Source organism: Citrobacter sp. MGH105 (assembly GCF_001037485.2).
Lineage (GTDB): Bacteria > Pseudomonadota > Gammaproteobacteria > Enterobacterales > Enterobacteriaceae > Citrobacter > Citrobacter portucalensis.
Genome location: NZ_CP073048.1, coordinates 4151788 through 4177513 on the forward strand (window position 1 = coordinate 4151788; position 25726 = coordinate 4177513).

25 protein-coding genes are annotated in these 25726 nt (G+C 51.0%); 24 read left to right on the plus strand and 1 reads right to left on the minus strand.

What is annotated here, in order from left to right; genetic code table 11:
• Positions 1-52 precede the first annotated feature (52 nt).
• The gene (gene hrpB / locus SK35_RS20005; protein WP_048214901.1) at positions 53-2482 is read right to left on the minus strand and encodes an ATP-dependent helicase HrpB; all 2430 of its coding nucleotides are present in this window, start codon (positions 2480-2482) and stop codon (positions 53-55) included.
• Positions 2483-2555: 73 nt separating this feature from the next.
• Here hrpB and thpR point away from each other — a divergent pair, with 73 nt between their 5' ends.
• The 24 genes from thpR to SK35_RS20125 all read left to right on the plus strand — a co-directional run bounded on the left by thpR (position 2556) and on the right by SK35_RS20125 (position 25725).
• Entirely contained in the window at positions 2556-3086 is a 531-nt protein-coding gene (thpR, locus tag SK35_RS20010) for an RNA 2',3'-cyclic phosphodiesterase (protein WP_048214902.1), read from the plus strand.
• 15 nt (positions 3087-3101) lie between these two features.
• On the plus strand, positions 3102-3806 hold the full coding sequence (gene sfsA / locus SK35_RS20015) for a DNA/RNA nuclease SfsA (protein ID WP_048214903.1): 705 nt from the start codon (positions 3102-3104) through the stop codon (positions 3804-3806).
• A gap of 177 nt (positions 3807-3983) precedes the next feature.
• Entirely contained in the window at positions 3984-4439 is a 456-nt protein-coding gene (gene dksA, locus SK35_RS20020) for an RNA polymerase-binding protein DksA (protein WP_003829221.1), read from the plus strand.
• 70 nt (positions 4440-4509) lie between these two features.
• Entirely contained in the window at positions 4510-5406 is an 897-nt protein-coding gene (gene gluQRS, locus SK35_RS20025; RefSeq protein ID WP_048214904.1) for a tRNA glutamyl-Q(34) synthetase GluQRS, read from the plus strand.
• Between the two features lie 71 nt (positions 5407-5477).
• Positions 5478-6875, plus strand: coding sequence for a polynucleotide adenylyltransferase PcnB (gene pcnB / locus SK35_RS20030; protein WP_204528218.1), 1398 nt, complete (start codon positions 5478-5480; stop codon positions 6873-6875).
• 110 nt (positions 6876-6985) lie between these two features.
• Positions 6986-7477, plus strand: a complete 492-nt coding sequence (gene folK, locus SK35_RS20035) for a 2-amino-4-hydroxy-6-hydroxymethyldihydropteridine diphosphokinase (RefSeq protein WP_048214906.1) — start codon at positions 6986-6988, stop codon at positions 7475-7477.
• 591 nt (positions 7478-8068) lie between these two features.
• Positions 8069-8653, plus strand: a complete 585-nt coding sequence (locus SK35_RS20040; protein ID WP_048214907.1) for a fimbrial protein — start codon at positions 8069-8071, stop codon at positions 8651-8653.
• 460 nt (positions 8654-9113) lie between these two features.
• Complete coding sequence (locus SK35_RS20045; RefSeq protein ID WP_048214908.1) at positions 9114-9701, plus strand: fimbrial protein; 588 nt, start codon at positions 9114-9116, stop codon at positions 9699-9701.
• Between the two features lie 78 nt (positions 9702-9779).
• Positions 9780-10514: a fimbrial chaperone gene (locus tag SK35_RS20050; RefSeq protein ID WP_048214909.1), complete on the plus strand. Its 735-nt coding sequence runs from the start codon at positions 9780-9782 to the stop codon at positions 10512-10514.
• 29 nt (positions 10515-10543) lie between these two features.
• Positions 10544-13147, plus strand: coding sequence for an outer membrane usher protein (locus SK35_RS20055; RefSeq protein ID WP_048214910.1), 2604 nt, complete (start codon positions 10544-10546; stop codon positions 13145-13147).
• A gap of 16 nt (positions 13148-13163) precedes the next feature.
• On the plus strand, positions 13164-13736 hold the full coding sequence (locus SK35_RS20060) for a fimbrial protein (protein ID WP_048214911.1): 573 nt from the start codon (positions 13164-13166) through the stop codon (positions 13734-13736).
• Positions 13737-13752: 16 nt separating this feature from the next.
• Entirely contained in the window at positions 13753-14343 is a 591-nt protein-coding gene (locus tag SK35_RS20065) for a fimbrial protein (RefSeq protein WP_048216356.1), read from the plus strand.
• A gap of 6 nt (positions 14344-14349) precedes the next feature.
• Positions 14350-14925, plus strand: a complete 576-nt coding sequence (locus SK35_RS20070) for a fimbrial-like protein (protein ID WP_048214912.1) — start codon at positions 14350-14352, stop codon at positions 14923-14925.
• A 19-nt stretch (positions 14926-14944) separates the two neighbouring features.
• Positions 14945-16213 (plus strand): fimbrial protein, encoded by a 1269-nt coding sequence (locus SK35_RS20075; RefSeq protein ID WP_053071024.1) that lies wholly within the window; start codon positions 14945-14947, stop codon positions 16211-16213.
• Positions 16214-16323: 110 nt separating this feature from the next.
• Positions 16324-17118, plus strand: a complete 795-nt coding sequence (panB, locus tag SK35_RS20080) for a 3-methyl-2-oxobutanoate hydroxymethyltransferase (RefSeq protein WP_048214913.1) — start codon at positions 16324-16326, stop codon at positions 17116-17118.
• 11 nt (positions 17119-17129) lie between these two features.
• Positions 17130-17984 (plus strand): pantoate--beta-alanine ligase, encoded by an 855-nt coding sequence (gene panC, locus SK35_RS20085; protein WP_048214914.1) that lies wholly within the window; start codon positions 17130-17132, stop codon positions 17982-17984.
• A 95-nt stretch (positions 17985-18079) separates the two neighbouring features.
• Positions 18080-18460, plus strand: coding sequence for an aspartate 1-decarboxylase (gene panD, locus SK35_RS20090; RefSeq protein WP_003018640.1), 381 nt, complete (start codon positions 18080-18082; stop codon positions 18458-18460).
• A 279-nt stretch (positions 18461-18739) separates the two neighbouring features.
• Entirely contained in the window at positions 18740-19345 is a 606-nt protein-coding gene (locus SK35_RS20095) for a fimbrial protein (protein ID WP_048214915.1), read from the plus strand.
• Positions 19346-19424: 79 nt separating this feature from the next.
• Positions 19425-20177 carry a fimbrial chaperone gene (locus SK35_RS20100; RefSeq protein WP_048214916.1) on the plus strand — a complete coding sequence of 251 codons (753 nt, stop codon included), beginning with the start codon at positions 19425-19427 and terminating at the stop codon, positions 20175-20177.
• Positions 20178-20244: 67 nt separating this feature from the next.
• Positions 20245-22842 (plus strand): outer membrane usher protein, encoded by a 2598-nt coding sequence (locus SK35_RS20105; protein WP_048214917.1) that lies wholly within the window; start codon positions 20245-20247, stop codon positions 22840-22842.
• 22 nt (positions 22843-22864) lie between these two features.
• Entirely contained in the window at positions 22865-23449 is a 585-nt protein-coding gene (locus SK35_RS20110; RefSeq protein WP_082193789.1) for a fimbrial protein, read from the plus strand.
• A 26-nt stretch (positions 23450-23475) separates the two neighbouring features.
• Positions 23476-24033 carry a fimbrial protein gene (locus tag SK35_RS20115; RefSeq protein WP_048214919.1) on the plus strand — a complete coding sequence of 186 codons (558 nt, stop codon included), beginning with the start codon at positions 23476-23478 and terminating at the stop codon, positions 24031-24033.
• Positions 24034-24051: 18 nt separating this feature from the next.
• Entirely contained in the window at positions 24052-24651 is a 600-nt protein-coding gene (locus SK35_RS20120) for a fimbrial-like protein (RefSeq protein WP_048214920.1), read from the plus strand.
• 12 nt (positions 24652-24663) lie between these two features.
• The gene (locus tag SK35_RS20125; RefSeq protein ID WP_048214921.1) at positions 24664-25725 is read left to right on the plus strand and encodes a fimbrial protein StkG; all 1062 of its coding nucleotides are present in this window, start codon (positions 24664-24666) and stop codon (positions 25723-25725) included.
• Position 25726 lies beyond the last annotated feature (1 nt).

Consider the following 25726-nt stretch of genomic DNA (forward strand, 5'->3'; position numbering starts at 1 on the left):
TACCGCTCTTTCGCCGGATGCGGCATAACGCCTTATCCGGCCTACAGTTACATTACGAATACTTTTTGGTGCGCCGCGTTGGCGCAGTATTCGCCGGATCGTCCGGCCAGACATGTTTGGGATAACGCCCTTTCATCTCTTTTTGCACCTCGCGGTACGATCCCTGCCAGAACGCGCTCAGATCGCTGGTCACCTGTAGCGGTCTTTGGGCCGGAGACAGCAACTCCAGCACCAGCGGCACGCGCCCCTGGGCAATGGTTGGGGTCTTTGCTTCACCAAACATTTCCTGCATCCGAACCGCCAATACTGGAGGATTATCCTCATGATAGCGAATGGCAATCCGGCTTCCCGTCGGCACAGTGTAATGCGCAGGCAGCTCACTATCCAGACGTTGCAACATTGACCAGTCCAGTAAACCGCGCAACGCCTGTCCCACATTGAGTGCTTTTAATGCGCGTAACGAGTGCACACCGCTCATGTGCGGCAGCAGCCAGGTCTCCAGCGACGCCAGCAGAGAATCCTCATCTACCGCGGGCCAGTCATACTCTGGCAACCAGTTTGCCGCACATTGCAGACGCAGTCGAAACTGCTCGGCTTCCGACGTCCAGTTGAGCACACTTAGCCCTTTATCGCGAATGCCATTCAACATCGCCTGATGCAACTCCTCTTCCGAGGGTTTGGCTAATGGCTGTACTTTTACCGTGAGCTGACCAATGCGCGACCGACGCAATGCCTTTAACGTTCCCTGAGTCTCATCCCATTCGATGGTGTCGGACTGTTGCAGCAGCTCAGGACATGCCTGCATCAGCGCCTCAATATCCAGCGGCAGAGCCAGCAAAATACGCGCGTCTGGCGCAGCGCTACCCTGCAACAAAAGTGGCGCTATCAGCCATTCATGGCGTCCTGAAGCGTCATCAGCATCCAGCATTGCGCCCATGCCATTCGCCAGTTGATAGCGCCCTTCCTGCCCGCGTCGACGCGCGATCCGATCGGTAAACGCCCGCGCCAGCAATGAGGGGAGCAACGTGCTGTCGGGCTGTCCGCTGCTAACGTTAAGCCGTTTCAGCAACTGTTGACTGCGCTGCTGCCAGGCGGGCTGATTTCGTGAAAACGCCACGGTCAGATCGGTACTTCCGCCGCGCGGCGGCTCTTCCAGAATCGCAGCCAGTTTTGCCGCCGTAGCCGCTTCGGTATTATTTTTGGCACCGACCAGCATCGCCGCTAAACGAGGATCGTTACCCAATGCCGCCATTTTCTGTCCGCGAGCACTGAGCCTGTCGCCCTCAAGCGCGCCCAGCATCTGCAACAGCCGTTTTGCCGCCTGCAGATTGATGGCGGGCGGCGTATCCAGCCAGTTCAGTTGTTCAGGTTCGGTACATCCCCATTGCAGCAACTCCATCAGTAGCCCGGACAGATCGCTCTGCAATATCTCCGCTTCCCCCTGCGCTGCCGCTCTTTCTGCCTGCTCTTTGGCAAGCAGATGCACGCAAATACCGGGCTCCAGACGACCCGCACGTCCCGCGCGCTGAGTCATCGAAGCCTGGCTGATGCGCTGGGTAATCAGTCGCGTCAGACCGGTACGCACGTCATAGCGCGCCACGCGTTCCTGGGCGCAGTCCACCACCAGTCGGATGCCTTCGATCGTTAAGCTGGTTTCAGCAATATTGGTGGCCAGCACCACTTTGCGTTTGCCTTGCGGCGCGGGCACAATCGCCTGACGCTGCTCGGAAAGCGTTAACGCGCCGTACAGTGGACACAGCACAACATCGCTGCCTACACGCGTAGCCAGCTGCTCCTGTACACGCAGGATTTCGCCCACACCCGGTAAAAACAGCAGCAGTGACCCACCTTCATGGCGCAATAGCTCCGCCGTCGCTATCGCTACCGCTTCATCAAAACGCAAATGCGCCGCCAACGGCTGATACCGCCGCTCAACGGGAAATGCGCGGCCTTCAGAAACGATCGTCGGCGCATCGGGCAACATCTGCTGCAAACGCCCGTTATCCAAAGTGGCGGACATAATCAACAGTTTCAGATCGTCCCGCAGCCCTTGCTGCACATCCAGCAATAGCGCCAGCGCCAGATCAGCCTGTAAACTCCGTTCGTGAAATTCGTCGAGGATCACCAGCCCGACGCCTGTCAGTTCAGGATCGCGTTGGATCATCCGCGTCAGGACGCCCTCTGTTACCACTTCCAGCCGGGTCTGCGGCCCTACGCAACTTTGTGCGCGCATGCGATAACCCACGGTTTCACCCGGCTTTTCGTTCAGCAATTCCGCTAATCGTTGCGCCACATTGCGCGCTGCCAGGCGGCGCGGCTCCAGCAAAATAATCCGCCCCGTAATACCGCGATGCTCAAGAAGTCGCAACGGCAGCCAGGTCGATTTCCCGGCACCGGTCGGCGCCGTCAGCAGAACCTGCGGCGAGGCATCAAGGGCGGTAAGCAGTTCAGGCACTACGGCGGCAACGGGCAACGACGTCACAAATGGCTCCAGAGGGTTAACATTCTTCGCGCTGCATTGTAGCATCGCGTTAATTCATAACCGAGTATCCATCATGTCTGAGCCAAAAAGGCTGTTCTTTGCGATTGAATTGCCAGCCGGGGTTCGGGAGCAGCTAATCCACTGGCGGGCCGCGCAGTTCCCCCCTGAAGCGGGTCGCCCCGTCGCGGCTGATAATCTGCATCTGACGCTGGCCTTTTTAGGCGACGTCAGCGCTGAGAAGCAACAGGCGCTGTCGCAGCTCGCGGGGCGTATTCGCCAGCCGGGTTTTACGCTCAAACTCGATGATGCCGGGCAATGGTTGCGATCCCGGGTTGTGTGGCTGGGAATGCGTCAGCCGCCGCGCGGATTGCTGCAACTGGCGAATATGCTGCGGGCACAGGCCGCACGCAGCGGTTGCTACCAAAGCCCGCAGCCGTTTCATCCACATATCACGCTGCTGCGCGATGCCGGCCACGCGGTGCCAATCCCGCCACCGGGCTTTGGCTGGTCGTTTCCAGTCACGGAATTTGCGCTTTATTCCTCCTCATTTGCGCGAGGACGCACGCGTTACACGCAGTTGCAACGCTGGACGCTGACTGAATAATCAAAGGGACTGTTTATGCAATTTTCTCCACCTTTACAACCAGCAACGCTCATCCAGCGCTATAAGCGCTTTTTAGCGGATGTGATCACACCAGATGGCACAGAGTTAACGTTACACTGCCCAAATACCGGTGCGATGACTGGATGCGCAATGCCAGGTGACACCGTTTGGTATTCGACATCAGAAAATACTAAACGCAAATATCCACATACCTGGGAATTAACGCAAACTCAATCCGGTGAATTTATTTGTGTTAACACGCTGTGGGCCAACAGATTAACGAAAGAGGCGATTCAGCAGGCGTTAATTTCAGAAGTTTCAGGCTACAGCACTTTGAAAAGTGAAGTAAAATACGGCGCCGAAGGGAGCCGCATCGACTTTTTGTTACAGGCAGATTCCCGACCTGACTGCTATATTGAAGTGAAATCAGTCACGTTGGCGGAAAAAGAGCAGGGTTATTTTCCCGATGCCATCACTGAACGAGGTCAGAAGCATCTTCGGGAATTGATGAGCGTAGCGGCTGAAGGCAAGCGGGCAGTGATATTTTTCGCCGTGCTACATTCAGCCATTACACGGTTTTCACCCGCGCGCCATATCGATGCAAAATATGCGCAATTATTAGTTGAAGCACAGCTTAAGGGGGTTGAAATTCTGGTTTATAAAGCGGAACTTTCTGCCCACGGTATGACTCTTAAAGAGCCGTTGCCCATTACCTTGTAATGGTGTAAATATCTGGTCAATTAGTATTCTGGGCGCGTGGGCAAATACGCTTTTCCTCACAGGGTTGTCAAGTGTTACGTTTAGATAATTGCTATCCGGAAAAGCATCTGCTATTTATAGCGACCTGATTTTTCCCCCGAACATGGGGATCGATAGTGCGTGTTAAGGAGAAGCAACATGCAAGAAGGGCAAAACCGTAAAACATCGTCCCTGAGTATTCTCGCCATCGCTGGGGTGGAGCCGTACCAGGAGAAACCGGGCGAAGAGTATATGAACGAAGCCCAGCTGTCGCACTTCAGGCGTATTCTTGAGGCATGGCGCAATCAACTTAGGGATGAAGTCGATCGCACCGTAACTCATATGCAAGACGAAGCGGCTAACTTCCCTGATCCGGTGGACCGCGCCGCACAGGAAGAAGAATTCAGCCTTGAGCTGCGTAACCGTGACCGTGAGCGCAAACTGATCAAAAAGATCGAGAAGACGCTGAAGAAAGTAGAAGACGAAGATTTCGGCTACTGCGAATCATGCGGCGTAGAAATTGGTATTCGCCGTCTGGAAGCGCGTCCTACAGCCGATCTGTGCATCGACTGTAAAACGCTGGCAGAAATCCGCGAAAAACAAATGGCAGGTTAATTCCGGTCATTTTTACCACGTTTACTACAGGCGGGAGCTTCTCCCGCCTTATTATTTGTTAGTCCGCAAAATGAGCGATTCACACTATATAGGCCGCTTCGCCCCTTCCCCTTCTGGCGAACTGCATTTCGGTTCACTAATTGCCGCCCTCGGGAGTTACCTGCAGGCCCGCTCACAGCGCGGAATCTGGCGAGTGCGCATTGAAGATATTGACCCCCCTCGTGAAGTTCCCGGTGCTGCAGATACGATTCTGCGTCAGCTGGAACATTACGGACTGCACTGGGATGGCGATATTTTATGGCAATCCCAACGTCATGATGCCTACCGCGAGGCGCTCGCCTGGTTACATCAACAGGATCTGAGCTATTACTGCACCTGTACGCGGGCGCGTATTCAAAGCGTCGGCGGTATTTATGACGGCCACTGCCGTGAGTTACGCCTCGGACCAGAGCAGGCGGCTGTCCGCATAAAGCAACGCCATCCGGTGATGCAGTTTACTGACCAACTGCGCGGTGAGATTCAGGCTGACCCGCAGCTTGCGAGGGAAGATTTTATTATCCACCGACGCGACGGGCTGTTTGCCTATAACCTCGCTGTGGTGGTTGATGACCACTTTCAGGGCGTAACGGAGATTGTACGCGGCGCCGATCTTATCGAACCCACGGTGCGGCAAATCTCTTTGTATCAGCAGTTTGGCTGGCAAGCGCCTGACTATATTCATCTTCCGCTGGCGCTCAACGAACAAGGCGCTAAACTTTCAAAACAAAATCATGCACCTGCGCTGCCGCAAGGCGATCCGCGTCCGGTGATTATTGCCGCGCTGCGCTTTCTCGGCCAGCGTGCCGATATCCCGTGGCAGGATATGCAGGTTGATCAGATCCTGGAGTTTGCCGTTGAGAATTGGCGTCTGACAGCGGTGCCTGATTCGGCGATCTTAAATCCGGCATTCTCAAATGCATCATGCTGAGCTATGATTAGCCGCTATTTTTACACAGCAACACTTGTTCTGATTGAAGTTTGACACTACCGAGGTGCACTATTTTTACCCGAGTCGCTAATTTTTGCCGCAAGGTGCTAAGCCGCGAGGAGCGCGAGGCTGAGCTCGCCGTCGCCCGTCCACATATGACGGTAATTCCGCGTGAGCAGCACTCTATCTCCCGCAAAGATATCAGTGAAAATGCCCTGAAGGTAATGTACAGGCTCAATAAGGCCGGATACGAGGCATGGCTGGTTGGCGGTGGTGTACGCGATCTTTTGCTGGGCAAAAAACCGAAAGATTTTGATGTCACCACTAACGCAACGCCGGATCAGGTGCGCAAACTGTTTCGTAACTGTCGCCTGGTCGGTCGCCGTTTCCGTCTGGCCCATGTCATGTTCGGCCCAGAAATTATCGAAGTGGCGACTTTCCGCGGTCATCATGAAGGCAGCGAATCCGATCGCACAACATCGCAGCGTGGGCAAAACGGTATGCTGCTGCGTGACAACATCTTCGGCTCCATCGAAGAAGATGCCCAGCGTCGCGACTTCACGATCAACAGCCTGTATTACAGCGTGGCCGATTTCACCGTACGTGATTACGTCGGGGGAATGCAGGATCTCGAAGAGGGCATCATTCGCCTGATCGGTAATCCGGAAACGCGCTACCGCGAAGATCCTGTACGTATGCTGCGCGCCGTGCGCTTTGCCGCCAAGCTCGACATGCGTATCAGCCCGGAAACCGCGGAGCCTATCCCGCGTCTGGCTACCTTGCTTAACGATATTCCTCCTGCACGCCTGTTTGAAGAAGCGCTCAAGCTGTTACAGGCAGGCTATGGGTACGAAACCTATAAAAAACTGCGTGAGTACAGCCTGTTCCAACCGCTGTTCCCAACCATTACGCGCTACTTCACCGAAGACGGTGACAGCCCGATGGAACGCATCATTGCCCAGGTACTGAAGAATACCGATAACCGCATTCACAATGATATGCGCGTTAACCCGGCGTTCTTGTTTGCTGCCATGTTCTGGTATCCGTTACTGGAAGCCGCACAGAAAATTGCGCAAGAAAGCGGTCTGGCCTATTACGACGCTTTCGCGCTGGCAATGAACGACGTGCTGGACGAAGCCTGCCGCTCGCTGGCGATCCCGAAACGTCTGACCTCACTGACCCGCGATATCTGGCAGTTGCAGTTACGTATGTCCCGTCGCCAGGGCAAACGCGCCTGGAAGCTGATGGAGCATCCAAAGTTCCGCGCAGCTTACGACCTGTTAGCGCTGCGTGCTGAAGTCGAACACAACGCGGAATTGCAGCGACTGGCGAAATGGTGGGGTGAATTCCAGGTTTCAGCGCCGCCGGAACAAAAAGGCATGCTGAACGAGCTGGATGAAGAGCCAGACGTACGCCGTCGCCATCGTCGCCCGCGTAAACGCGCGCCACGCCGCGAAGGTTCCGCGTGACCAATCGCGTATACCCAATGGATTTCGGGTTGCATCAAGGCGGCGACACAGCGAACTCCCGGGAGCGTACATCAGTACGTGACTGGGATGAGCGAGGAAAGCCAACACAGATGCAGCCTGAAAGACGACGGGTATATATCGCTATTGGCAGCAACCTCGCCTCCCCGCTGGAACAGGTGAATGCTGCCATACAGGCGATCGGTGAAATTCCCGACAGCCGCATTATGGCCGTCTCTTCATTTTACCGCACACCGCCATTAGGCCCACAGGATCAGCCCGATTACCTGAACGCCGCCGTGGCGCTGGAAACCACCCTCGCCCCCGAAGCGTTGCTGGACCATACCCAGCGTATTGAACTGCAACAGGGCCGCGTGCGCAAAGCTGAACGCTGGGGGCCGCGAACGCTGGACCTCGACATTATGCTGTTTGGCGATGAAGTGATTAACACCGAACGTCTGACCGTGCCGCACTACGACATGAAAAACCGGGGCTTTATGCTGTGGCCGTTAGTTGAAATCGCGCCAGAACTGCTCTTCCCTGGCAATACTCCGCTCCGTACTTATCTCGCCCAGAATTACCCTCAACGTCCTGCTCTCTGGTAATAGCACTGATTTCCGGAACACTGCGTGAAGAGGCGCGGCACGATTTATGCCCGTATAACCATTCAACGTTAACCACGCAATCACAACATGGTCATAACCATTTGATATAACATTCAATATTATATTTTTCGACAATCATACAAAGCGTTAATATTTTAAATCACCAATTAACATTGCCCTTGTTATTTTTTTTACAACAATATTGTATTTTTTCTAATCAATAAAAAAACATCAATCACAGTGATATAAAAGATAAACCATATCCAAGCATTCTTTTTTTCTCTACATAAAAACTGTCACAGAATCAATACGTCTAATACAAACATCAACAAGATAAATGCTATAAATGCAAATATCTCCATCCTCTCAACAATCTACGCTTAAAAATCTTACAGAAACAATAATCAGTTGAAAAAATCAACCTCCAATAAATATGAAATTCAAATATCATTTGCGTTAAAAATAATAACATCAAAACAAATAGATTTTATGAATTTTACATTTCATGCTGATATTTGCTTTAATCCACTCGCAATAATTTATTCACCAGTTATTTTTAAAGACATTAAGTTCTAATAAGGACATTACGAAATGAATAAGACGCTACTCGCTATAGCATTCTCTACAGCGCTGCTCTCCTCTTCCGCTTTTGCCCTCGATGGTGGTCAGGTAGACTTTGCCGGTCTGGTCAGCGACAACACCTGTACGCCGCACGTGAATGGCGGCAGCCAGGACGGTCAGGTTCAGTTGAACACGGCTGTCACGGCGGATGTTGCGAGCGACAAGGGCGTTCAGGGCAGTGAGCCTGGCGTACAACCTGAACCGTTCTACATCACCGTAGATTGCGGCTCCAGCAACACCAACTCGAAAGCGCACCTGAGCATGGCTTCAACGTTCTTCAGCAACAGCCTCGGTACGCTGAACAACGATGACTCTATCTCCAACCCGGCTACCGGCGTTAACCTGGCCATCCATGCGATCGATGCTTCCGGATCTGCACTGGCCTATACCCAGGTCAAAGTAAACGACGCTGCCGATATTCACGATGCATCTTTTGATGCTGACGGCGTCGCCAAATTCAACTTTGTCGTCTCATATGTAAGGCAGTCCAGCGCCGTTCCGGTGACAGCAGGCTATGTGAAGTCTAATACGGCCTATACTTTAACCTATAATTAATTGTTAATATTCATGGGGTTATCGAAAGCAACAAGATAACTCCATCATTTACCCCTGAAAACCAAATACAGCCGATGATATTAAATTGCTATTGAGCAGAATATTTTAAGATTTAATTAAACATGCTTTTATTTTTTTTCATCATACATGATGAATGTCAAATAAAAACAAATACACCAAATATATACATGATAACAATAAACCAAAAGAAAACAATAAACCAAAAATATAAAACACGGTTATTTTTATCGCAAACATAATATAAGCAGCATAAATATCATGGTATTTTTAGAGGGTCGGTCATGGCAGAACAAAAGCGAAACCAATACATAAACAAAATATTCATTCCGTGAATATCATAATGAGAAACATCCTTGCTCGGTATTTTTCTATTTCCAGCGCGAGTTTTATAATCTCGGCGGTCTGAAATGACATTTATTTTTAATAAGGATATTTCAACATGAAATTAAAGTTAATTGCTTTATCACTGGTGCTGTCTGCCGCCTCTACAACATCTGCATTCGCCCTTGATGGCGGCCAGGTAGACTTTGCCGGTCTGGTCAGCGATAACACCTGCACGCCGCACGTGAACGGCGGTAGCCAGGACGGCCAGGTTCAGTTGAACACGGCTGTCACGGCGAATGTTGCAAGCGACCCAGGTGTACAGGGCAGTGAGCCTGGCGTACAACCTGAACCATTCTACATTACCGTAGACTGCGGCTCCAGCAACGCCAACACGAAAGCGCACCTGAGCATGGCTTCAACGTTCTTCAGCAACAGCCTCGGTACGCTGAACAACGATGACTCTATCTCCAACCCGGCTACCGGCGTTAACCTGGCCATCCACCAGGTCGATGATTCTGGCTCCGCGCTGGCCTATACCCAGGTCAAAGTAAACGACGCTGCCGATATTCACGATGCATCTTTTAATGCTGACGGTGTGGCAAAGTTCAACTTCGTCGTTTCTTACGTTAAGCAGTCTGATGCTGTCCCTGTAACCGCGGGCTACGTGAAATCCAACACAGCGTATACCGTAACCTACGAATAATCATTCGTATTTGGCAGGAGGGGCATCGTGTGCTTTATCACAATTTCCCTCCTTATATACCAACATGGAGGAATAACTATGACCAGGATGTGTCGCTCCCTTTCTTTTGCTATTACTGCACTATTGGCTGTCCAACCGGCATTTGCAGATATTGTCCTTTCCGGCACGCGTATTATTTATAAAGCCGCACAAAAGGACACCACCATTCGACTGGAAAATAAAGGCTCGACACCAGCGCTAGTACAAAGCTGGCTGGATGACGGCGATCCAAACGCTGATCCCAGTACCATCAATGTACCCTTTAACGCCACACCACCGGTTTCCCGTATCGAACCGGGACGGGGACAAACGGTAAAATTGACCTATACAAGCAACAGCACATTACCTAATGATCGCGAAAGCATCTATTGGTTTAACGTGCTGGAAGTTCCCCCCAAAATGAAAGATGCAGAGGTAAAAGATAAAAATATCCTGCAATTGGCTTTCCGCACGCGTATCAAAATGTTTTACCGCCCGGACGGACTGGCAGGTATCGCATCAGAAGCCCCGCAGAAATTGCAGTGGCGCATCCAGCAAAAAGCAGGGAAACCCGTCATTCATGTGACTAACCCTACCGGCTATTTTGTCTCGTTTAATAAAATTGAAGCCGTTGTTGGCGGACGAAAATATGCTGTTTCCGCTTCAATGGTTGCCCCCAAAGGCGAATCCGATTTCACCATTTCTGGCTTAACCGGCACACCCACCAAAACCAGCATTAACTATATTGCGATCAGTGATTTTGGCGGCGCAATTAACGGCAAGGTGAATATTTAACGCTTACCTTTACTCTTTGGGATGCGCCAATGAAACTGCTGTCGAAAAATTTCAGGGTTACTTTCCTGGCCCGCTTTATTGTCTGTACTCTATTACCCGGCAGCTTTTGCGCATGGGCTGAAAATGAAACGATGGAGTTTGACAGCTCGTTTTTAATGGGACCGGGATCAAGCCAGGTCGATCTTAGTCGTTATTCCGACGGTAATGCGATCTCCCCTGGCGTCTACGATGCCAGCGGCTACGTTAATAACGATCTGGTCACCACGCTGAAGGTCGAGTTCATCGATATCGCGCATAACGGTAAAACACAGGCATGCATTACGCCCAAGATGCTCAGCCAGTTACATATTCGTTTGCCTGACGATATACCCGAAAAAGCCGTACTGGTGAAACGTGAGGAAAGCATTAACAACTGCCTTGATCTCGCGCTCGCTATTCCCCAGTCAACCAACCACTTTGACGGCGGCGACCAGCGTCTGGATATCGGCGTACCACAAATGTGGGTGCAAAAAGGTTTCGCCAACTATGTTGATCCTTCGCTGTGGGATGACGGCATCCCTGCCGCCATGTTGTCGTACAACGTCAGTGCGTGGAAAAATGAGAACGACTACGGTACTGAAGACAGCGTCTATGCTGGCTTTAATGGCGGTGTAAACCTGGGCGCATGGCATTTCCGCGCACAAGGCAACTACTCAAGGCAAAAGGACGGCGGCAGCAATATTGACTATCAAAACCGCTATATGCAGCGAGATATCGCCGCGCTACGCTCCCAGTTGATCATTGGTGAATCCGGCACCAGCGGTGAGGCTTTCGACACCGTCAACCTACGCGGTATTCGCCTTTATAGCGAATCACAAATGCTGCCACCGCAGCTTGCCAGCTATGCGCCAACAATTCGGGGCGTGGCCAACAGTAACGCCAAAGTCACCATTACACAGAACGGCTACAAAATTTATGAGACCACGGTCCCGCCAGGGCCGTTTGCGATTGATGACCTCTCGCCATCCGGGTATGGCGCCGATTTAGAGGTCACCATTACCGAAGCCGACGGCTCGAAGCATAGCTTTAGTCAGGCGTTTTCATCTCTGGTACAAATGATGCACCCTGGTGTTGGCAAATGGGATCTCAGTGTGGGCCAGGTCAACGACGATAGCTTACGTGATGAGCCGGGATTGGCACAGGGCACGTTCTATTACGGTTTTAACAACACATTCACCGGTTTTAGCGGTATTCAGGCCACAGACAACGGCTATCTTGCTGGGTTATTGGGGTTGGGGATGAACACCCTAATCGGTGCTGTCTCCTTTGACGTCACCCAATCACAGACTAACGTTCCTGACGATAAAACATACAGCGGTCAGAGCTACCGCGTGTCGTGGAATAAATTCTTCGCACCGGCGGACACCTCATTGAACATCGCCGCCTACCGCTATTCGACGAAAGACTATTTGGGTCTGAGCGATGCGCTGAGCATTATTGATGATGCCAAACACAGCGACAGTGACACTGCCCACGGCATGAACAACTATTCGCGGATGAAAAACCAGTTCACCATCAGCCTGAATCAAAGTCTGAAAAACGGGTATATCAACTACGGTTCGCTCTATCTGAACGGCAGTTGGGCCGACTACTGGGTAACCAATGATTCCCGCAGCAGTTTCTCTGCAGGCTACAGCAATAGCCTGGGCTGGGCCAGCTACAGCATCAACGTGCAACGCACCTATGACGAAGACAATCACCGCGATGACTCGGTCTACCTGAGCGTGACAATCCCACTGGATAAATTGCTGGGCACCGACCGGGACAGCGGCGGCTTCCGCACACTGAACAGCAGCGTCAGCAGCGATTTCGACGGTAGCAATCAATTCAACACCAGCGCCAGCGGATACAGCGCCGATAGCCGCTGGAACTACAGCATCAGTACCGCCTACGACATGGAAAAAGAGGACAAAGATCTCTCCACCATTAGTTCCTACGTAAGCTACGACTCCAACTACGGCAATATCACCGCGTCCGCATCGGCCAGCAATGACAGCTCGCGTCAGTATTCATTAAATACCGATGGCGCCTTTGTGCTGCACAGCGGCGGGCTGACCTTCAGCAACCAGAGCTTTAGCGACGGCGATACGCTAGTGCTTATTGATGCCCCTGGCGCGAAGGGCGCGCGTATTGATTACGGCAACAGCACAATCGACCGCTTCGGCTACGGTATCGGCAATTCATTAACGCCGTACCGAGAAAATATCGTCTCACTCGATATTAACGAACTGGATAACGATATCGAAATGAAAAGCACCAGCGCAACCGTGATCCCACGGCGCGGGGCCGTAGTAATGAGCCAGTTCGCAACCGATCAGGGGCGTTCCGCGATTATTAACCTGGTCCGCAGCGATGGTCAGCCGATTCCGTTCACCGCTGAAGTCTTCGACCAGAATAATAATATGCTCGGCACTGTTGGCCAGGGCAGCCAGGCGTTTGTCCGTGGTATCGATGACAGCGGCGAGCTGGAAGTGCGCTGGAGCTTACAGAACCAGGCACAGCGCTGCCGTTTGCATTATCAGGTTGCTTCAGGCAATGAAGACGCGCCAGGTAAGACCCTCGTCCTCAACGCCGTTCCTTGCAAGATGCAATAGATTACGAGGATAAAGGATGAGAAAACACCACGTAGTCAACGTACTGGCGCTCACTTACGCACTGCTGGCGTCGCCAGGCTTTGCCAGTACTCAGGGACTGAGCCTTAACTTCACCGCAGTCATTGAAGAGACCACCTGTGTGATGAAAGTCACCAGCCTCAATAACTCGTCTCTCAGCGGCAGCGACACTCAGTATGCGCTCACCATCCCGAATATCGGGATTTCTGAGCTGCTTAACGTTACCGCCAATACAGAAGGTAGCTTCAGGCTCAAGCCACAAGAGTGTAATAACGACATAGCCTCAATCACGATGACCGTGAAAGGAACAACGCTTTCAAACAGCAACTACATGCTGCAAAACGCGCTGACCAGCGGAAATGCCGAAAACGTCGGTCTTGGCTTTAAGCCGGACGGCGAAGATGACACGGCCCGTCTGAAACTCGACGGCACGGAAAAAACGACCTGGAAACAAAGCCAGATCGCTGACGGTATGGATCTAAGCGCCTTTTTTCGTCGTGCCAGTACCTCATTAATCCCAACGGCTGGAGACTTTCAGGCCAAGGTCACCTTTACTTTTACCTATCAATAGCAGGGAGGCTATGTTGATGCGATATTTATTTCGGCTATGTGGCGCACTGTCGGTTCTCCTCCCCGCATTGCCGGGCTACGCGGGCACAAACTCGCTGGAGATGACGGTTTCCACCACGATTACACCATCAACCTGTCAGGCAGCGCTACACGACAACACCGGCAAAGTAAATGGCATTGTCGATATTGGCGATGTCTATATTCCACAAATCGTGAATAAAACCAACTCACAGGCTTTTTCACTGGTATTCAGCAACTGCGTGGGGCTGGCCAAAAAACAGGCTACCGTCACCCTAACGGCGAAAACCGGTTGCGATGGCGCTTCTGGCGGTGGCAACGGCTTTCGCAACGCGCTAAACGGTAGCGACGACGCTGCCAACGTGTCCGCGGAAATCTGGACGACGTCAACACCAGCCAGCAGCGGCAGCAAACAGCTAAGTTGCGCCAGCCCGGTACAGCAACTGGTCGATCTGGCCCAGGCCAGCGATGAAACCACGGTCGCCATACCGCTCAGCGCCCGCATCGTGCTGTCCTCTGGCAGCACCGTCGCGGATTTACACACTGGCGCCTTCTCTACCCAGGGCCTGTTCACCATTACCTATGAGTAAGACACGATGAGCAAACTATTGCGCAGCGCCATCACCATTGGCTTTTTGTTACTGGCCCCCGTGCTCGAGGCCGACACCGATGTAGAAATTAGAGCCAATGTAGTTAATACCAGCTGTGAAGTCTCAGTCGACGATAACGGTCTGGTGGATTTAGGTACAAAAAGCTACGACTATTTTGCCAGCGGTGTAACTGCGGAAGATCCCTACCAGGGCGGCAGCACCTTTTATATCCACGTTAAAGACTGTATGCCGGTCAGCGGCAAAGATCCGTCGAAACTCACCATTCATTTTTCGCCACTATCCGGTAGCTTCGCCCCCGGCTCCGCACAGATTTTTGCCAACGACGCCAGCGACGGCGCGAAAAATGTTGGGGTGGTGATTTTTTCCGTCAACGATGCCAACAATATCTATAACGTAATGAACACCGACGGTACACCGCGTAGCCAATATGACGTCACCGCCGCCGACTACGCCGATAGCCGCTATTCGTTTTACGCCCGGATGCAGAAAGTACAGTCCGGCCAGGCCATCGTCAGCGGCGCGGTGAAGTCCAGCGTGCTGGTGTCAGTGTATTACGAATAAAAATTACAAGGAGATAGCAATGAGAGGGAACACACCTGCGCAATATCGTAAATTTAAAGGACGGCAGACGGTACTTTCCGTTGTTGTGTCTACTTTATTGGTCATATTGTTATCTTTTCCCGCAGCGGGTTATGCGCAGACAGATACCTTTGTATTAGGCAACGGGGAACATAACTATGAGTATGGTGGCCCATCAAGCGATGGTACTAACCAGTTAATTTATCCGAGCGGGCGCACCGTCTATTTCAGCCGCACAAATGCGCTGGCACCCGCGAACGTCACCATCAACTGGAACGGTGCCCATGGCTCATCATCGGCAAATAACAGTCTTTATTGCTACGTTTCAGATCAAGGTCAGAGCACTATGGGTACCTTATCAGTGGAGTCCGGCCTCGTTTCTGCGGGTAGCTACGGCGGAGTCGATATTTTTAAAACAAACATTACCGGGCTCTATTTCTCGCTGGAGTTACGTAGCTTTGGTTCATATACCCTCAAAGTCAGTGCCCCAAATTTGCAGATACAGAACGGTATTATGCACAACGTGATTTCAGTCAGCGATAATGGCGGCTGTAAGGGCCCGACTCAATCAGGACCAGGATATTACTATACCTGGGGTGGGCTGGGTTACTATGCCGCGGTAACATTTTACACCGATCAAACTTATACTCCGGGCAACTCAACGATCACGCTGCTCAAAAATGGCGATTATCATGTGCGCTTCTGGAACGAGAACGTAGGGGCCGGTATTAAGAGTTATTATCTGAATGCTACCTTTGATATAAGCGCAGTAACCGTCGCAGAACCCACCTGCACCACACAACCGGTGGCCAGCGGCAGCAGCGTTAGCGGTACTACCGTCGATCTTGGCCACTACAGCCCGAACGACATTATTAACGGCGCTACGGCGGTGCCGTTTTCAATCAAGCTGGCGGGTTGTAGGGGCCTGCGCAATATCAACGTGACGCTCACCTCCACCACTGTCGCTAAAACCCCCACTCTGCTGGGTAATATACTGACCAGCAACAAAGCCACTGGCGTGGGTCTGGAAATCAGCGGCGCGGCCAATAGCTATAGCCAGCAGATGGTGATGATCCCCAACGATACCACCTCGATCTATAACGATCAGCGCGATACTTCCAGTGATGACAATATCTACGGTAGCAGTGAAAATGGTGTCGTCCAGTCGCAAACCCTCAATTTTTTGGCGACGCTCAAACGTGACGGCACCCAGCAAATCGGGTCAGGGAATTTCAAAGCGAACGGCATATTCACCATCGACTACCCCTAATGTCTGTTTAAGTGGTGGTCGATAAGTTTCCCACAAAGGGCTAACGCTTTTCTGATTCATTCCCCTACAATGCGGCCATTCTATTCATCAATATTATGGCCGGAGAGGTTATGAGCAAACCCACTACTATCGCTGTGCTGCAGAAATGCAAACAAGAGAAAAAGCGCTTCGCCACCATTACCGCGTACGATTACAGCTTCGCCAAATTATTCGCCGATGAAGGCATCAATGTGATGCTGGTCGGTGATTCGCTGGGCATGACGGTACAGGGACACGACTCCACCCTGCCCGTCACCGTTGAAGACATTGCTTACCACACCCGGGCTGTACGTCGCGGCGCGCCCAACTGTCTGCTGCTCTCCGACCTGCCGTTTATGGCTTACGCCACCCCGGAACAGGCATTTGAAAACGCTGCTGTCGCCATGCGTGCGGGCGCAAATATGGTCAAAATTGAAGGCGGTGCCTGGTTGGTAGATACGGTGAAAATGCTCACCGAACGCGCCGTACCGGTTTGTGGTCATCTGGGATTAACGCCTCAGTCAGTGAATATCTTCGGCGGCTATAAAATTCAGGGCCGAGGCGATGCCGGACAGGTACTGCTGGATGACGCACTGGCCTTAGAAGCAGCGGGCGCTCAACTGCTGGTGCTGGAGTGCGTACCGGTTGAGCTGGCGAAGCGCGTCACTGAAGCGCTGACGATTCCGGTGATTGGAATTGGCGCCGGTAACGTCACCGACGGGCAAATCCTCGTCATGCATGATGCGTTTGGTATTACCGGCGGCCACATCCCGAAATTTGCGAAGAATTTCCTCAATGAAGCAGGCGACATGCGCGCCGCAGTGCGGCAGTATATGGCTGAAGTGGAGTCCGGCGTTTATCCGGGCGAAGAGCACAGTTTCCATTAAGGAGTCTTGTCGTGTTAATCATTGAAACCCTACCGCTGCTGCGCCAGCATATTCGTCGTCTGCGTCAGGAAGGCAAACGCGTAGCACTGGTTCCCACCATGGGCAACCTGCACGACGGCCATATGAAACTGGTCGATGAAGCAAAAGCCCGGGCTGATGTGGTGGTAGTGAGCATTTTCGTTAACCCGATGCAGTTCGACCGACCGGATGATCTGGTGCGTTATCCGCGCACACTGCAGGAAGATTGCGAAAAGCTGAACAAACGCAAAGTTGATTATGTCTTTGCACCAGCCGTTGAGGAAATCTACCCGCAGGGTCTGGAAGGTCAGACTTTCGTTGATGTTCCCGGCCTCTCTACCATGCTGGAAGGTGCCAGTCGTCCAGGTCACTTCCGTGGCGTTGCCACCATCGTCAGCAAGTTGTTTAACCTGATCCAACCCGATATCGCCTGCTTTGGTGAAAAAGATTTCCAGCAACTGGCGCTGATCCGCAAAATGGTAGCGGACATGGGTTATGACATTGAAATCGTTGGCGTACCGATTATTCGTGCCAAAGACGGTCTGGCCCTCAGCTCACGTAACGGTTATCTGACGGCAGAACAGCGTAAAATCGCGCCGGGCCTGCACAACGTGATGAACGGTATCGCTGAAAAGCTGATTGCGGGTAATCGTGAGCTGCAAGAAATTATTGCCATTGCGGAACAAGAGCTGAATGAAAAAGGCTTTCGCGCCGACGATATTCAGATCCGCGATGCCGACACGCTGCTGGAGTTGACTGAAACCAGTAAACGCGCCGTAATTCTTGCTGCCGCCTGGCTGGGTCAGGCGCGTCTGATCGATAATCAAAGCGTTACATTAGCCCAGTAGACAGGGGTTAAAAATCGGGCAATACTGCCTGAAGATTTCTCAAAGCAGGCCAGTCACGCCTGCTTAGCCAAGGTAAACGACAGGGTATAGACGTTATGATTCGCACCATGCTGCAAGGCAAGCTCCACCGCGTAAAAGTCACGCAGGCGGACCTGCACTACGAAGGCTCCTGCGCCATCGACCAGGATTTCCTTGATGCCTCAGGTATTCTGGAAAACGAAGCTATTGATATCTGGAACGTGACCAACGGTAAACGTTTCTCAACCTATGCGATTGCTGCTGAACGCGGCTCCAGAATCATTTCAGTGAACGGTGCAGCGGCGCATTGCGCTGATGTTGGCGATATTGTAATTATCGCCAGCTTCGTCACCATGTCTGACGAAGAAGCCCGTACATGGCGTCCGAAAGTGGCCTATTTTGAAGGCGACAACGAAATGAAGCGCACAGCGAAAGCTATTCCGGTACAGGTTGCCTAAACTTCAATAATAGGACAACCCTTCCAGAAAACATATTTTGGGGTGGGTTGTCTTTAATTTAATATTACGAATAAATAATATTATTTATTATTTATACCATCATTTAAATAAGGCACTTTAATTTTACTTAAAAGAACGTGAAGTATTTCTAATAAATAACACTATTCCCTTTCACCTTCCCCCTCTATAAAATGCGTTTGAAATATAATATTTCAACAAATAAGATATATGAAAACATATCTTATATTTATGCTTAATACCTAAATATGGACATTAGAAATGTTTTTTAGAAAATATGGCGTAGCAGCTTTTATTGCAATGACTTTGAGTGCGGGTTCTGCAATGGCTGCAGAGCCTGATACAGGTACCATTACTTTCCACGGTCTGGTTTCTAACAATACCTGTAAAATCTCTCTTGATCATAAAATCGATCAAGATGGTAATGATTTTGACGTTACTCTGGATACCGTTTTTGTTAAAAACTTCGCTACCGCACTGGGTGAAAACAGCACTCTGGGCGAAAAACAGTTCACTCTGAATCTGAGTGAATGTGATAACGCAACGGTAAAAGATGCCTCCGCTCAGTTTGATTCCTGGGGCGGTTCCAGCTCAACCTCCGGTGGCCTGTTAGTACCACCGGCGAATCTGCAGGGTGCCGCAGAAAACGTTAACCTGGTGCTGGCTAACAACGGCAACGGCGCTACCGATCTGATCAAAGTTGACCAGACTAACAACACCCAGAAAGCCACTATTTCCGCTGATGGCACCGGTGACCTGTTCTACCGCGTAGCCTACACCCAAGGCCAGAAGTGGAATGCAGACAGCAGTCCGGTAACGGCAGGAACCGTACAGGCGCAAGTTGCCTTCACCGTTATTTATAACTAATCCTTTTATTTAAAAAGATTAGCCAATCCCTCAGCGGCTGTGCTGGGGGATTTTAAAGTGTGCCTACAGGGAGGGTAAAATGGTCAATATGGTTATTACAAAGGGATTTAAAGCCACCTGCTTCGCTGCTGCGGCCTTCGCGGCATTTACAACATTCCAGGTAAACGCGGATATCGTCATTTCCGGAACACGTATTGTGTACCCGCAGTCATCAAAAGACGTGATTGTGAATCTGGATAACCGAGGCAATAAACCGCTACTGGTGCAAACCTGGCTGGATGACGGGCGTGACGGTGTTAATCCGCAGGAGCTAAAACTGCCATTTGTCATTACGCCTCCGGTATCTCGTATCGATCCACAAAAAGGGCAATCCTTACGTATTACGTATATGGGTAGCGCATTACCTCAGGATCGAGAATCGCTGTTTTGGTTTAACGTGCTGGAAATCCCGCCAAAATCAAAAGCGAAAGAAGGCGAAAGTTTAAATCAACTTCAACTCGCCTTTCGCACCCGGATCAAACTATTTTTCCGCCCGGATGGTCTGAAGGGCACGCCTGGCGATGCGGCTACAAACCTGAAATGGTCGCAGAAAAAAGAAGGCAATACGCTTTCGTTGTTTGCCCAAAATGACAGCCCGTACAACGTTTCCGTTTCCAACGTAAAATTAAAAATGGGCGGTAAAGAATATACTGTCGACAGCAAATCCGTTTTGCCCTTTAGCGGAGTCAGCATGCCCGTAAAAGGTCTTTCGAATAATATTAGCGGTACCGTTATCTATAACACCATTAATGATAATGGTGGCACAGATAAGCGAGAAGCAAAAATCGACTAATCACTTATAACAATTACGTACCAATATAGCGGGCAATTATTGCTCGCATTAATTACTCGGAAAAACAATGCTATTTCAACGCTCATTATTATGTCTTGCTATTGGCACAGCACTCCCTTTTTCTGTTTCTGCAGCAAATTCAGAAGCCGAAAAAACCGTTGTTGAGTCGGACGAAGCCGTAGAATTTAACGAGCAATTTTTACTTAATAGCGGTGCGAATATCGATATTAGTCGCTATGCGTATGGCAACCCGGTACTTGCCGGAACCTATCGTGTTAAAGTGAATCTTAACAATGCATTGAAATCCACCTCTGAAATTACCTTTAATGAAAACGGTACGCCACGCGCCAGTGCATGTCTGACACCGCTTTTACTCACCAAGGCAGGCGTTGACCCCGCAGCAATGCGCGATGACGTCGAGCTCGACGACAACACCACGTGTCTGGATATAAAAAAATACTACCCCGGAGCAACGGCGAATTACGATTCCGGCAAACAGGCTATGGATCTCAACTTCCCGCAGATTTATATCCTGAAGCGCCCCGCCGGGTACGTTGACCCATCACTGTGGGAAGATGGAGTTCCGGCAGCCATCGTCTCTTATGATATGAACGCCTGGCACAGTGAAGGCAATGGCACAACATCCGATACCGCCTACATGGGTCTGCGTTACGGTTTAAATATGGGGCCGTGGCGTTTGCGTTCCCGAGGTAGCCTTAACTGGAACAAAGATACTGGTAGTGAATACAACAATCAGGACGTTTATTTACAGCGAGATATCACAGCGCTGAAAGCACAAATGGTAATAGGCGATTCCTACACCCGTGGCGATGCGTTTGACTCCTTCAGCCTGCGCGGGGCGCGCATGTATAACGATGACCGCATGTTACCGATGGGATCCAGCAACTACGCGCCCGTCATCCGCGGCGTAGCCAACAGCAACGCCAAAGTCACGGTGATGCAAAGTGGCAATAAAATCTACGAAACGACCGTACCACCGGGTGCATTTGAGATTAACGACCTCAGCACCACGGGTTACGGTAACGATCTGCTGGTCACCGTAGAAGAAACCGACGGCAGCAAACGGAGCTTTACCGTCCCCTTTTCTTCTGTCACCCAAATGTTGCGCCCTGGCGCGACACGTTGGGATATCGGCGTCGGCGAGCTAAACGATGATTCTTTGCATGATAAACCGCAGGTGGGTTATGCGCAGTTTTACTATGGCCTAAACAACACCTTTACCGGCTATATCGGCGCGCAATATACCGATATGGATTTCTATGCTGGGTTATTAGGCCTGGCAATGAACACCGGCATTGGCGCATTCGCCTTTGATGTGACGCAATCTCACGCCAGTATTGATGATCTCGGCACGCTCAGTGGGCAAAGCTACCGGCTGACCTACAGCAAAATGATCGAGGCGACCAATACCTCATTTAACGTCGCCGCTTATCGTTTTTCTACTGAAGACTACCTCAGCCTCAATGACGCCGCGTCTCTGCAAGACAGCGTTAAGCACCAGCAATATGCCCAGCAAAGTTATCGCTCAGGTGATGAGCTTTATGCTGATTACCAACGTACCAAAAATCAGGTACAGCTCAGCATCAACCAACCCTTAAACCAGGGAGAAACAACCTGGGGTTCTGTATATGTCAGCGGAACATGGCAGGACTACTGGAATGATGCAGGATCAACGGCCAACTATAGCGTGGGTTACAACAACAGTTTTGCCTACGGCAGCTATAGCGTGTCATTACAACGCGCCTATAACCAGAACGGCAGTAAAGACGACAGTATCTATCTCAGTTTCAGTATTCCGTTGAGTATGTTTTCCCACAGTGGGGAACGTTCGGACAGCTTCTCCAATATCAATATGGGCCTGCGTTCTGACATGAAGGGCGGAACTAACGTCAACTCCACCGCCAGTGGCAATACCAAAGATAATGACATCAGCTACTCCGTGAGCGCCGCGTCAAGCAGCGGTAATTACGGCAACCTGAATCAGGTGAGTGGTTTTGGCTCCCTCAACAGCAGCTATGGCCCATTAGGACTTTCCGCCTCGTTTGGTGACGACAATAGCCGGCAATATTCCGCCAGCTACAGCGGAGGTATGGTGCTGCATTCTGGCGGCGTGGCGTTCGCGCCGGGCAGCATTGGCGAAACCGATGCCGTCGCGCTGGTGAAAGCCAGCGGCGCACAGGGCGCAGGACTAGGCTACAGCAGCAGCGAAATCGGCAGCTCGGGATATGGCATTTTGCCGTATATGTCAGCCTACCGCGAAAACCGGGTTTCTCTGGATATCAGCTCGCTGGAGAACGATGTTGAAGTCAAAAGCACCAGTACGGTTACCGTACCGCGCAGCGGTGCCGTTGTGCTGGTGAATTTTGAAACCGATGAAGGCCGCTCACTGATTCTGGAATTACAGCGCAGCGATAAAGGCTTCATTCCTTTAGGCGCAGATGTCCTTAACGAGAAAAATGAAACTGTCGGTACCGTCGGCCAGGCCGGGCAAGCCTACGTGCGCGGCGTGGAACCACAGGGAGAACTTCGCGTGGTGTGGGGCAGTGGCAAAGAAAGCACCTGTACGGTGCGTTACCAGATAACTGAAACCACGGCAAAAGCGGGGCTAACCCCAGTACTGAACAATCAACTTTGCCACATGTAATTACCTGTTTAGGGAAAAACTAATGAGAGTTTATATGAAAAGAAACCGCCTCACTCTTCCCATTGCGGCATTTGTCGCAATGGCAGCCTCTGGAAGCGCGCTTGCCGCTAATTCCACAAACCTTGATGTTAACTTCACGGCCACAATTAAAGAAACCACCTGCGATATGAAACTGGTCGGTGGTACAGGCTCCGATACGATACAAGAATTAATCATTGGTAATAGTAGCGGTGAAGTTCGTATTGATGATGTAAGGGCGGGGACGGCAACGGCAGATTTTAAATTAGTGATTGTTGAATGCCCTGCGTCTCTTCAATCGTTAAAGACATCAATCAACGGAACGCCATCCGGGTATTCAACAAAAATATTAACGAATGGAACTAAAGGCTCAGCCGACTACACAGGGGTGTCAGTAGCGCGCTCATCCAAACCTGATGAACCTTTTGTTATTAATTCCACCGTCGATTCAGAACGTCTGGTCTGGAGTGAGGCAGAAATTAACAGTAAAGAGGTTCCGCTGATCGCCATCATGAAAGAGACCAATGCTAATTCGGCCACAACAGGGGCTTTCTCAGCCGTTGCGACATTCGTATTTACCTACGAGTAATTAACGCGGAACTACGGAGCATCACTATGAAATTTAAATCAGCTTTAATCGCATTATCCGTTTCTGCCGTCTTATTCTCAGGAATGGTCAGAGCCGCTATTACCGGTACCGACAGTGTACAAATGACCTTTAGGACCACAATTACAACCGGTACCTGTAAAGCTATCGTCGTTAATGGTGAGGGCCAAAATGTCAGCACTATTGGCTATGGTGAGACATATAAATCGGATCTTAACAAGAAAGCGATGCCGCTGAGCATTGCCTTCAGCAACTGCTCCGGCGTAACAATCGCAGAAGTAGAAGCTAAAGCGGGCACAGGTGGTACCTGCTCCGGTGATAATTTAGACGGAGACTCTTATGCGGCTGGCTTTAATACCGCTTTCGAAATTTGGGGCGGTGATGCAGATACGGGTGTGCAACTGTCTTGTAAAACGCCACCAACTGCACAAGAGGTGACTATTACCAACGGTGCCGGTACCTACCCAATGACGTCACGTATTGTCGTGGCAAACGGTAAAACCCTGAGCGACGTCACCGCCGGTAATGTCACGGCTCCGGTCACCTTTGTTGTGACATACCCTTAATTTTCAGGTGTTTTTCTCATGCAACTATTACCGTTTCTTTTACGCCAGCCCGGTCTTGTGTTGCTTATGGGTCTGACGGGCTGGCTTTGGTCTGGCATCAGCCAGGCGGGTTCCAATTTAGATATCAATCTGACCGCCAGTATTGTTAACAGCACTTGCAAACTCAGTCTGGAAAATGGGGGGGAAGTCTACCTCCCCAACGTCACGCGGGCATGGTTTTATAATAGCGACGGCAGCAGTAAATATGCGCCTACCGACGAGGCGGGTGGCACGCCTTTTAACGTGCGTCTCGAAGACTGTGCAGATAACGGTAGCATCAAGCAATTGATATTCAGCTTTACGCCGCAATCTGGTTTTTGGAGCAATCAAAACCAGGTATTCAAAAATGATGCCACGACAGGTGCTGCACAAAACGTTGGTATCGTCATATTCTCTGCGGACCATAAAACTAACGTCTTAAACAGCGATGGCAGTTCTAACGTGATTTACGACGTCAGCGGGAAAAGTAGTTCTCTGTATTTAACGGATTATCAGTTTTACGCGCGCTATCAGAATACGGGCGCAGTTGTCAGCGGCGTTGTCACCAGTAACGTGCTGGTGGATGTGAACTACGAATAAAAGGAATTATTGATGAGACTGAAACACTTTTGGCTCGCGCTTATCGCAATTGGTGCATCGGGCGCAGCGCATGCCGCCATGGAGTGTAAATTTAATGACGGCAACACCCGGACAATTATGCCGGGCATGTCAACGATGATCGTCCCGCTTCCGCCAGGAACCATTTCGGTCCCCACACAGATCAGCCCCACGATCCTTCTTGAATTTGACACGCCTCTGCAGTCCTCCTGTAACGTTGGTAACGACGGTGAAAGTGTCTGGCAAATGACCGATAACGCATTGCTGTGGGGAAACGTAAACGGTCACGCAACGTTTCGTACCAACGTGGAGGGAATTTACTACACCCTAGCGATTTACCCGGACGCCAATACCGTCACTGCATGGTTTCCCCCGCAAGCGGGCAGTTACTATGAAACAGGCGATGCGAATAACGACGAGGGCGTCGTCAATGCCAGATACTGGCACGCCCGGATGGATATTTATCAGGACCCCACATTTAAAGGGCTTCCTACAAACGTGGAGTTTTTAACGGCAGCAGGCGGCATGCTAGGGCATGCGGTGATTGGCGACCCTCATACCGGAACCGAGAGCGATCACCCCCGCGTGCCGATCAATATCAATGATATGTCGTTCCAGCTCCCGCTGCATGCACCTTCCTGCGTGCTTCGTGCGCCGACCACCGTAGACCTTGGGGACTGGTATCGCTCCGATCTGGAAAACGATAACACAACAGAGGTGTCGTTTAAAATTGAGGGTTCCTGCGCAAACGTCATTGAGGTCGATGCGAAAGTGGTATCGGAACACACCACGTCAGATGGGGCATTATTTACCAATTCCATTACCAGTAATTCCAGCGTTACCGCGGCAAAAGGTGTAGGTGTAAAACTGCGCACTCCCGCATATTCACAGATCCACAATAACCAGTCAGAGACTATCGCTGCGGGCAACCCGATAGGTGCGCCTGTTTATCAGGTTAGCGCCACTTATAACGCAAAGCTGGTGAAAACCAACACCGAAGCCGTAACGCCTGGCGTTTTCGGAACGACCATCACCTTCCAGGTGACCTACCAGTAAA

What these genes read in the sequence shown, in the direction of transcription:
- thpR (WP_048214902.1), top strand. Translation starts at nt 2,556, where the DNA reads ATGTCTGAGCCAAAAAGGCTGTTCTTTGCGATTGAATTGCCAGCCGGG.
- sfsA (WP_048214903.1), top strand. Translation starts at nt 3,102, where the DNA reads ATGCAATTTTCTCCACCTTTACAACCAGCAACGCTCATCCAGCGCTAT.
- dksA (WP_003829221.1), top strand. Translation starts at nt 3,984, where the DNA reads ATGCAAGAAGGGCAAAACCGTAAAACATCGTCCCTGAGTATTCTCGCC.
- gluQRS (WP_048214904.1), top strand. Translation starts at nt 4,510, where the DNA reads ATGAGCGATTCACACTATATAGGCCGCTTCGCCCCTTCCCCTTCTGGC.
- folK (WP_048214906.1), top strand. Translation starts at nt 6,986, where the DNA reads ATGCAGCCTGAAAGACGACGGGTATATATCGCTATTGGCAGCAACCTC.
- SK35_RS20040 (WP_048214907.1), top strand. Translation starts at nt 8,069, where the DNA reads ATGAATAAGACGCTACTCGCTATAGCATTCTCTACAGCGCTGCTCTCC.
- SK35_RS20045 (WP_048214908.1), top strand. Translation starts at nt 9,114, where the DNA reads ATGAAATTAAAGTTAATTGCTTTATCACTGGTGCTGTCTGCCGCCTCT.
- SK35_RS20050 (WP_048214909.1), top strand. Translation starts at nt 9,780, where the DNA reads ATGACCAGGATGTGTCGCTCCCTTTCTTTTGCTATTACTGCACTATTG.
- SK35_RS20055 (WP_048214910.1), top strand. Translation starts at nt 10,544, where the DNA reads ATGAAACTGCTGTCGAAAAATTTCAGGGTTACTTTCCTGGCCCGCTTT.
- SK35_RS20060 (WP_048214911.1), top strand. Translation starts at nt 13,164, where the DNA reads ATGAGAAAACACCACGTAGTCAACGTACTGGCGCTCACTTACGCACTG.
- SK35_RS20065 (WP_048216356.1), top strand. Translation starts at nt 13,753, where the DNA reads ATGCGATATTTATTTCGGCTATGTGGCGCACTGTCGGTTCTCCTCCCC.
- SK35_RS20070 (WP_048214912.1), top strand. Translation starts at nt 14,350, where the DNA reads ATGAGCAAACTATTGCGCAGCGCCATCACCATTGGCTTTTTGTTACTG.
- SK35_RS20075 (WP_053071024.1), top strand. Translation starts at nt 14,945, where the DNA reads ATGAGAGGGAACACACCTGCGCAATATCGTAAATTTAAAGGACGGCAG.
- panB (WP_048214913.1), top strand. Translation starts at nt 16,324, where the DNA reads ATGAGCAAACCCACTACTATCGCTGTGCTGCAGAAATGCAAACAAGAG.
- panD (WP_003018640.1), top strand. Translation starts at nt 18,080, where the DNA reads ATGATTCGCACCATGCTGCAAGGCAAGCTCCACCGCGTAAAAGTCACG.
- SK35_RS20095 (WP_048214915.1), top strand. Translation starts at nt 18,740, where the DNA reads ATGTTTTTTAGAAAATATGGCGTAGCAGCTTTTATTGCAATGACTTTG.
- SK35_RS20100 (WP_048214916.1), top strand. Translation starts at nt 19,425, where the DNA reads ATGGTCAATATGGTTATTACAAAGGGATTTAAAGCCACCTGCTTCGCT.
- SK35_RS20105 (WP_048214917.1), top strand. Translation starts at nt 20,245, where the DNA reads ATGCTATTTCAACGCTCATTATTATGTCTTGCTATTGGCACAGCACTC.
- SK35_RS20110 (WP_082193789.1), top strand. Translation starts at nt 22,865, where the DNA reads ATGAGAGTTTATATGAAAAGAAACCGCCTCACTCTTCCCATTGCGGCA.
- SK35_RS20115 (WP_048214919.1), top strand. Translation starts at nt 23,476, where the DNA reads ATGAAATTTAAATCAGCTTTAATCGCATTATCCGTTTCTGCCGTCTTA.
- SK35_RS20120 (WP_048214920.1), top strand. Translation starts at nt 24,052, where the DNA reads ATGCAACTATTACCGTTTCTTTTACGCCAGCCCGGTCTTGTGTTGCTT.
- SK35_RS20125 (WP_048214921.1), top strand. Translation starts at nt 24,664, where the DNA reads ATGAGACTGAAACACTTTTGGCTCGCGCTTATCGCAATTGGTGCATCG.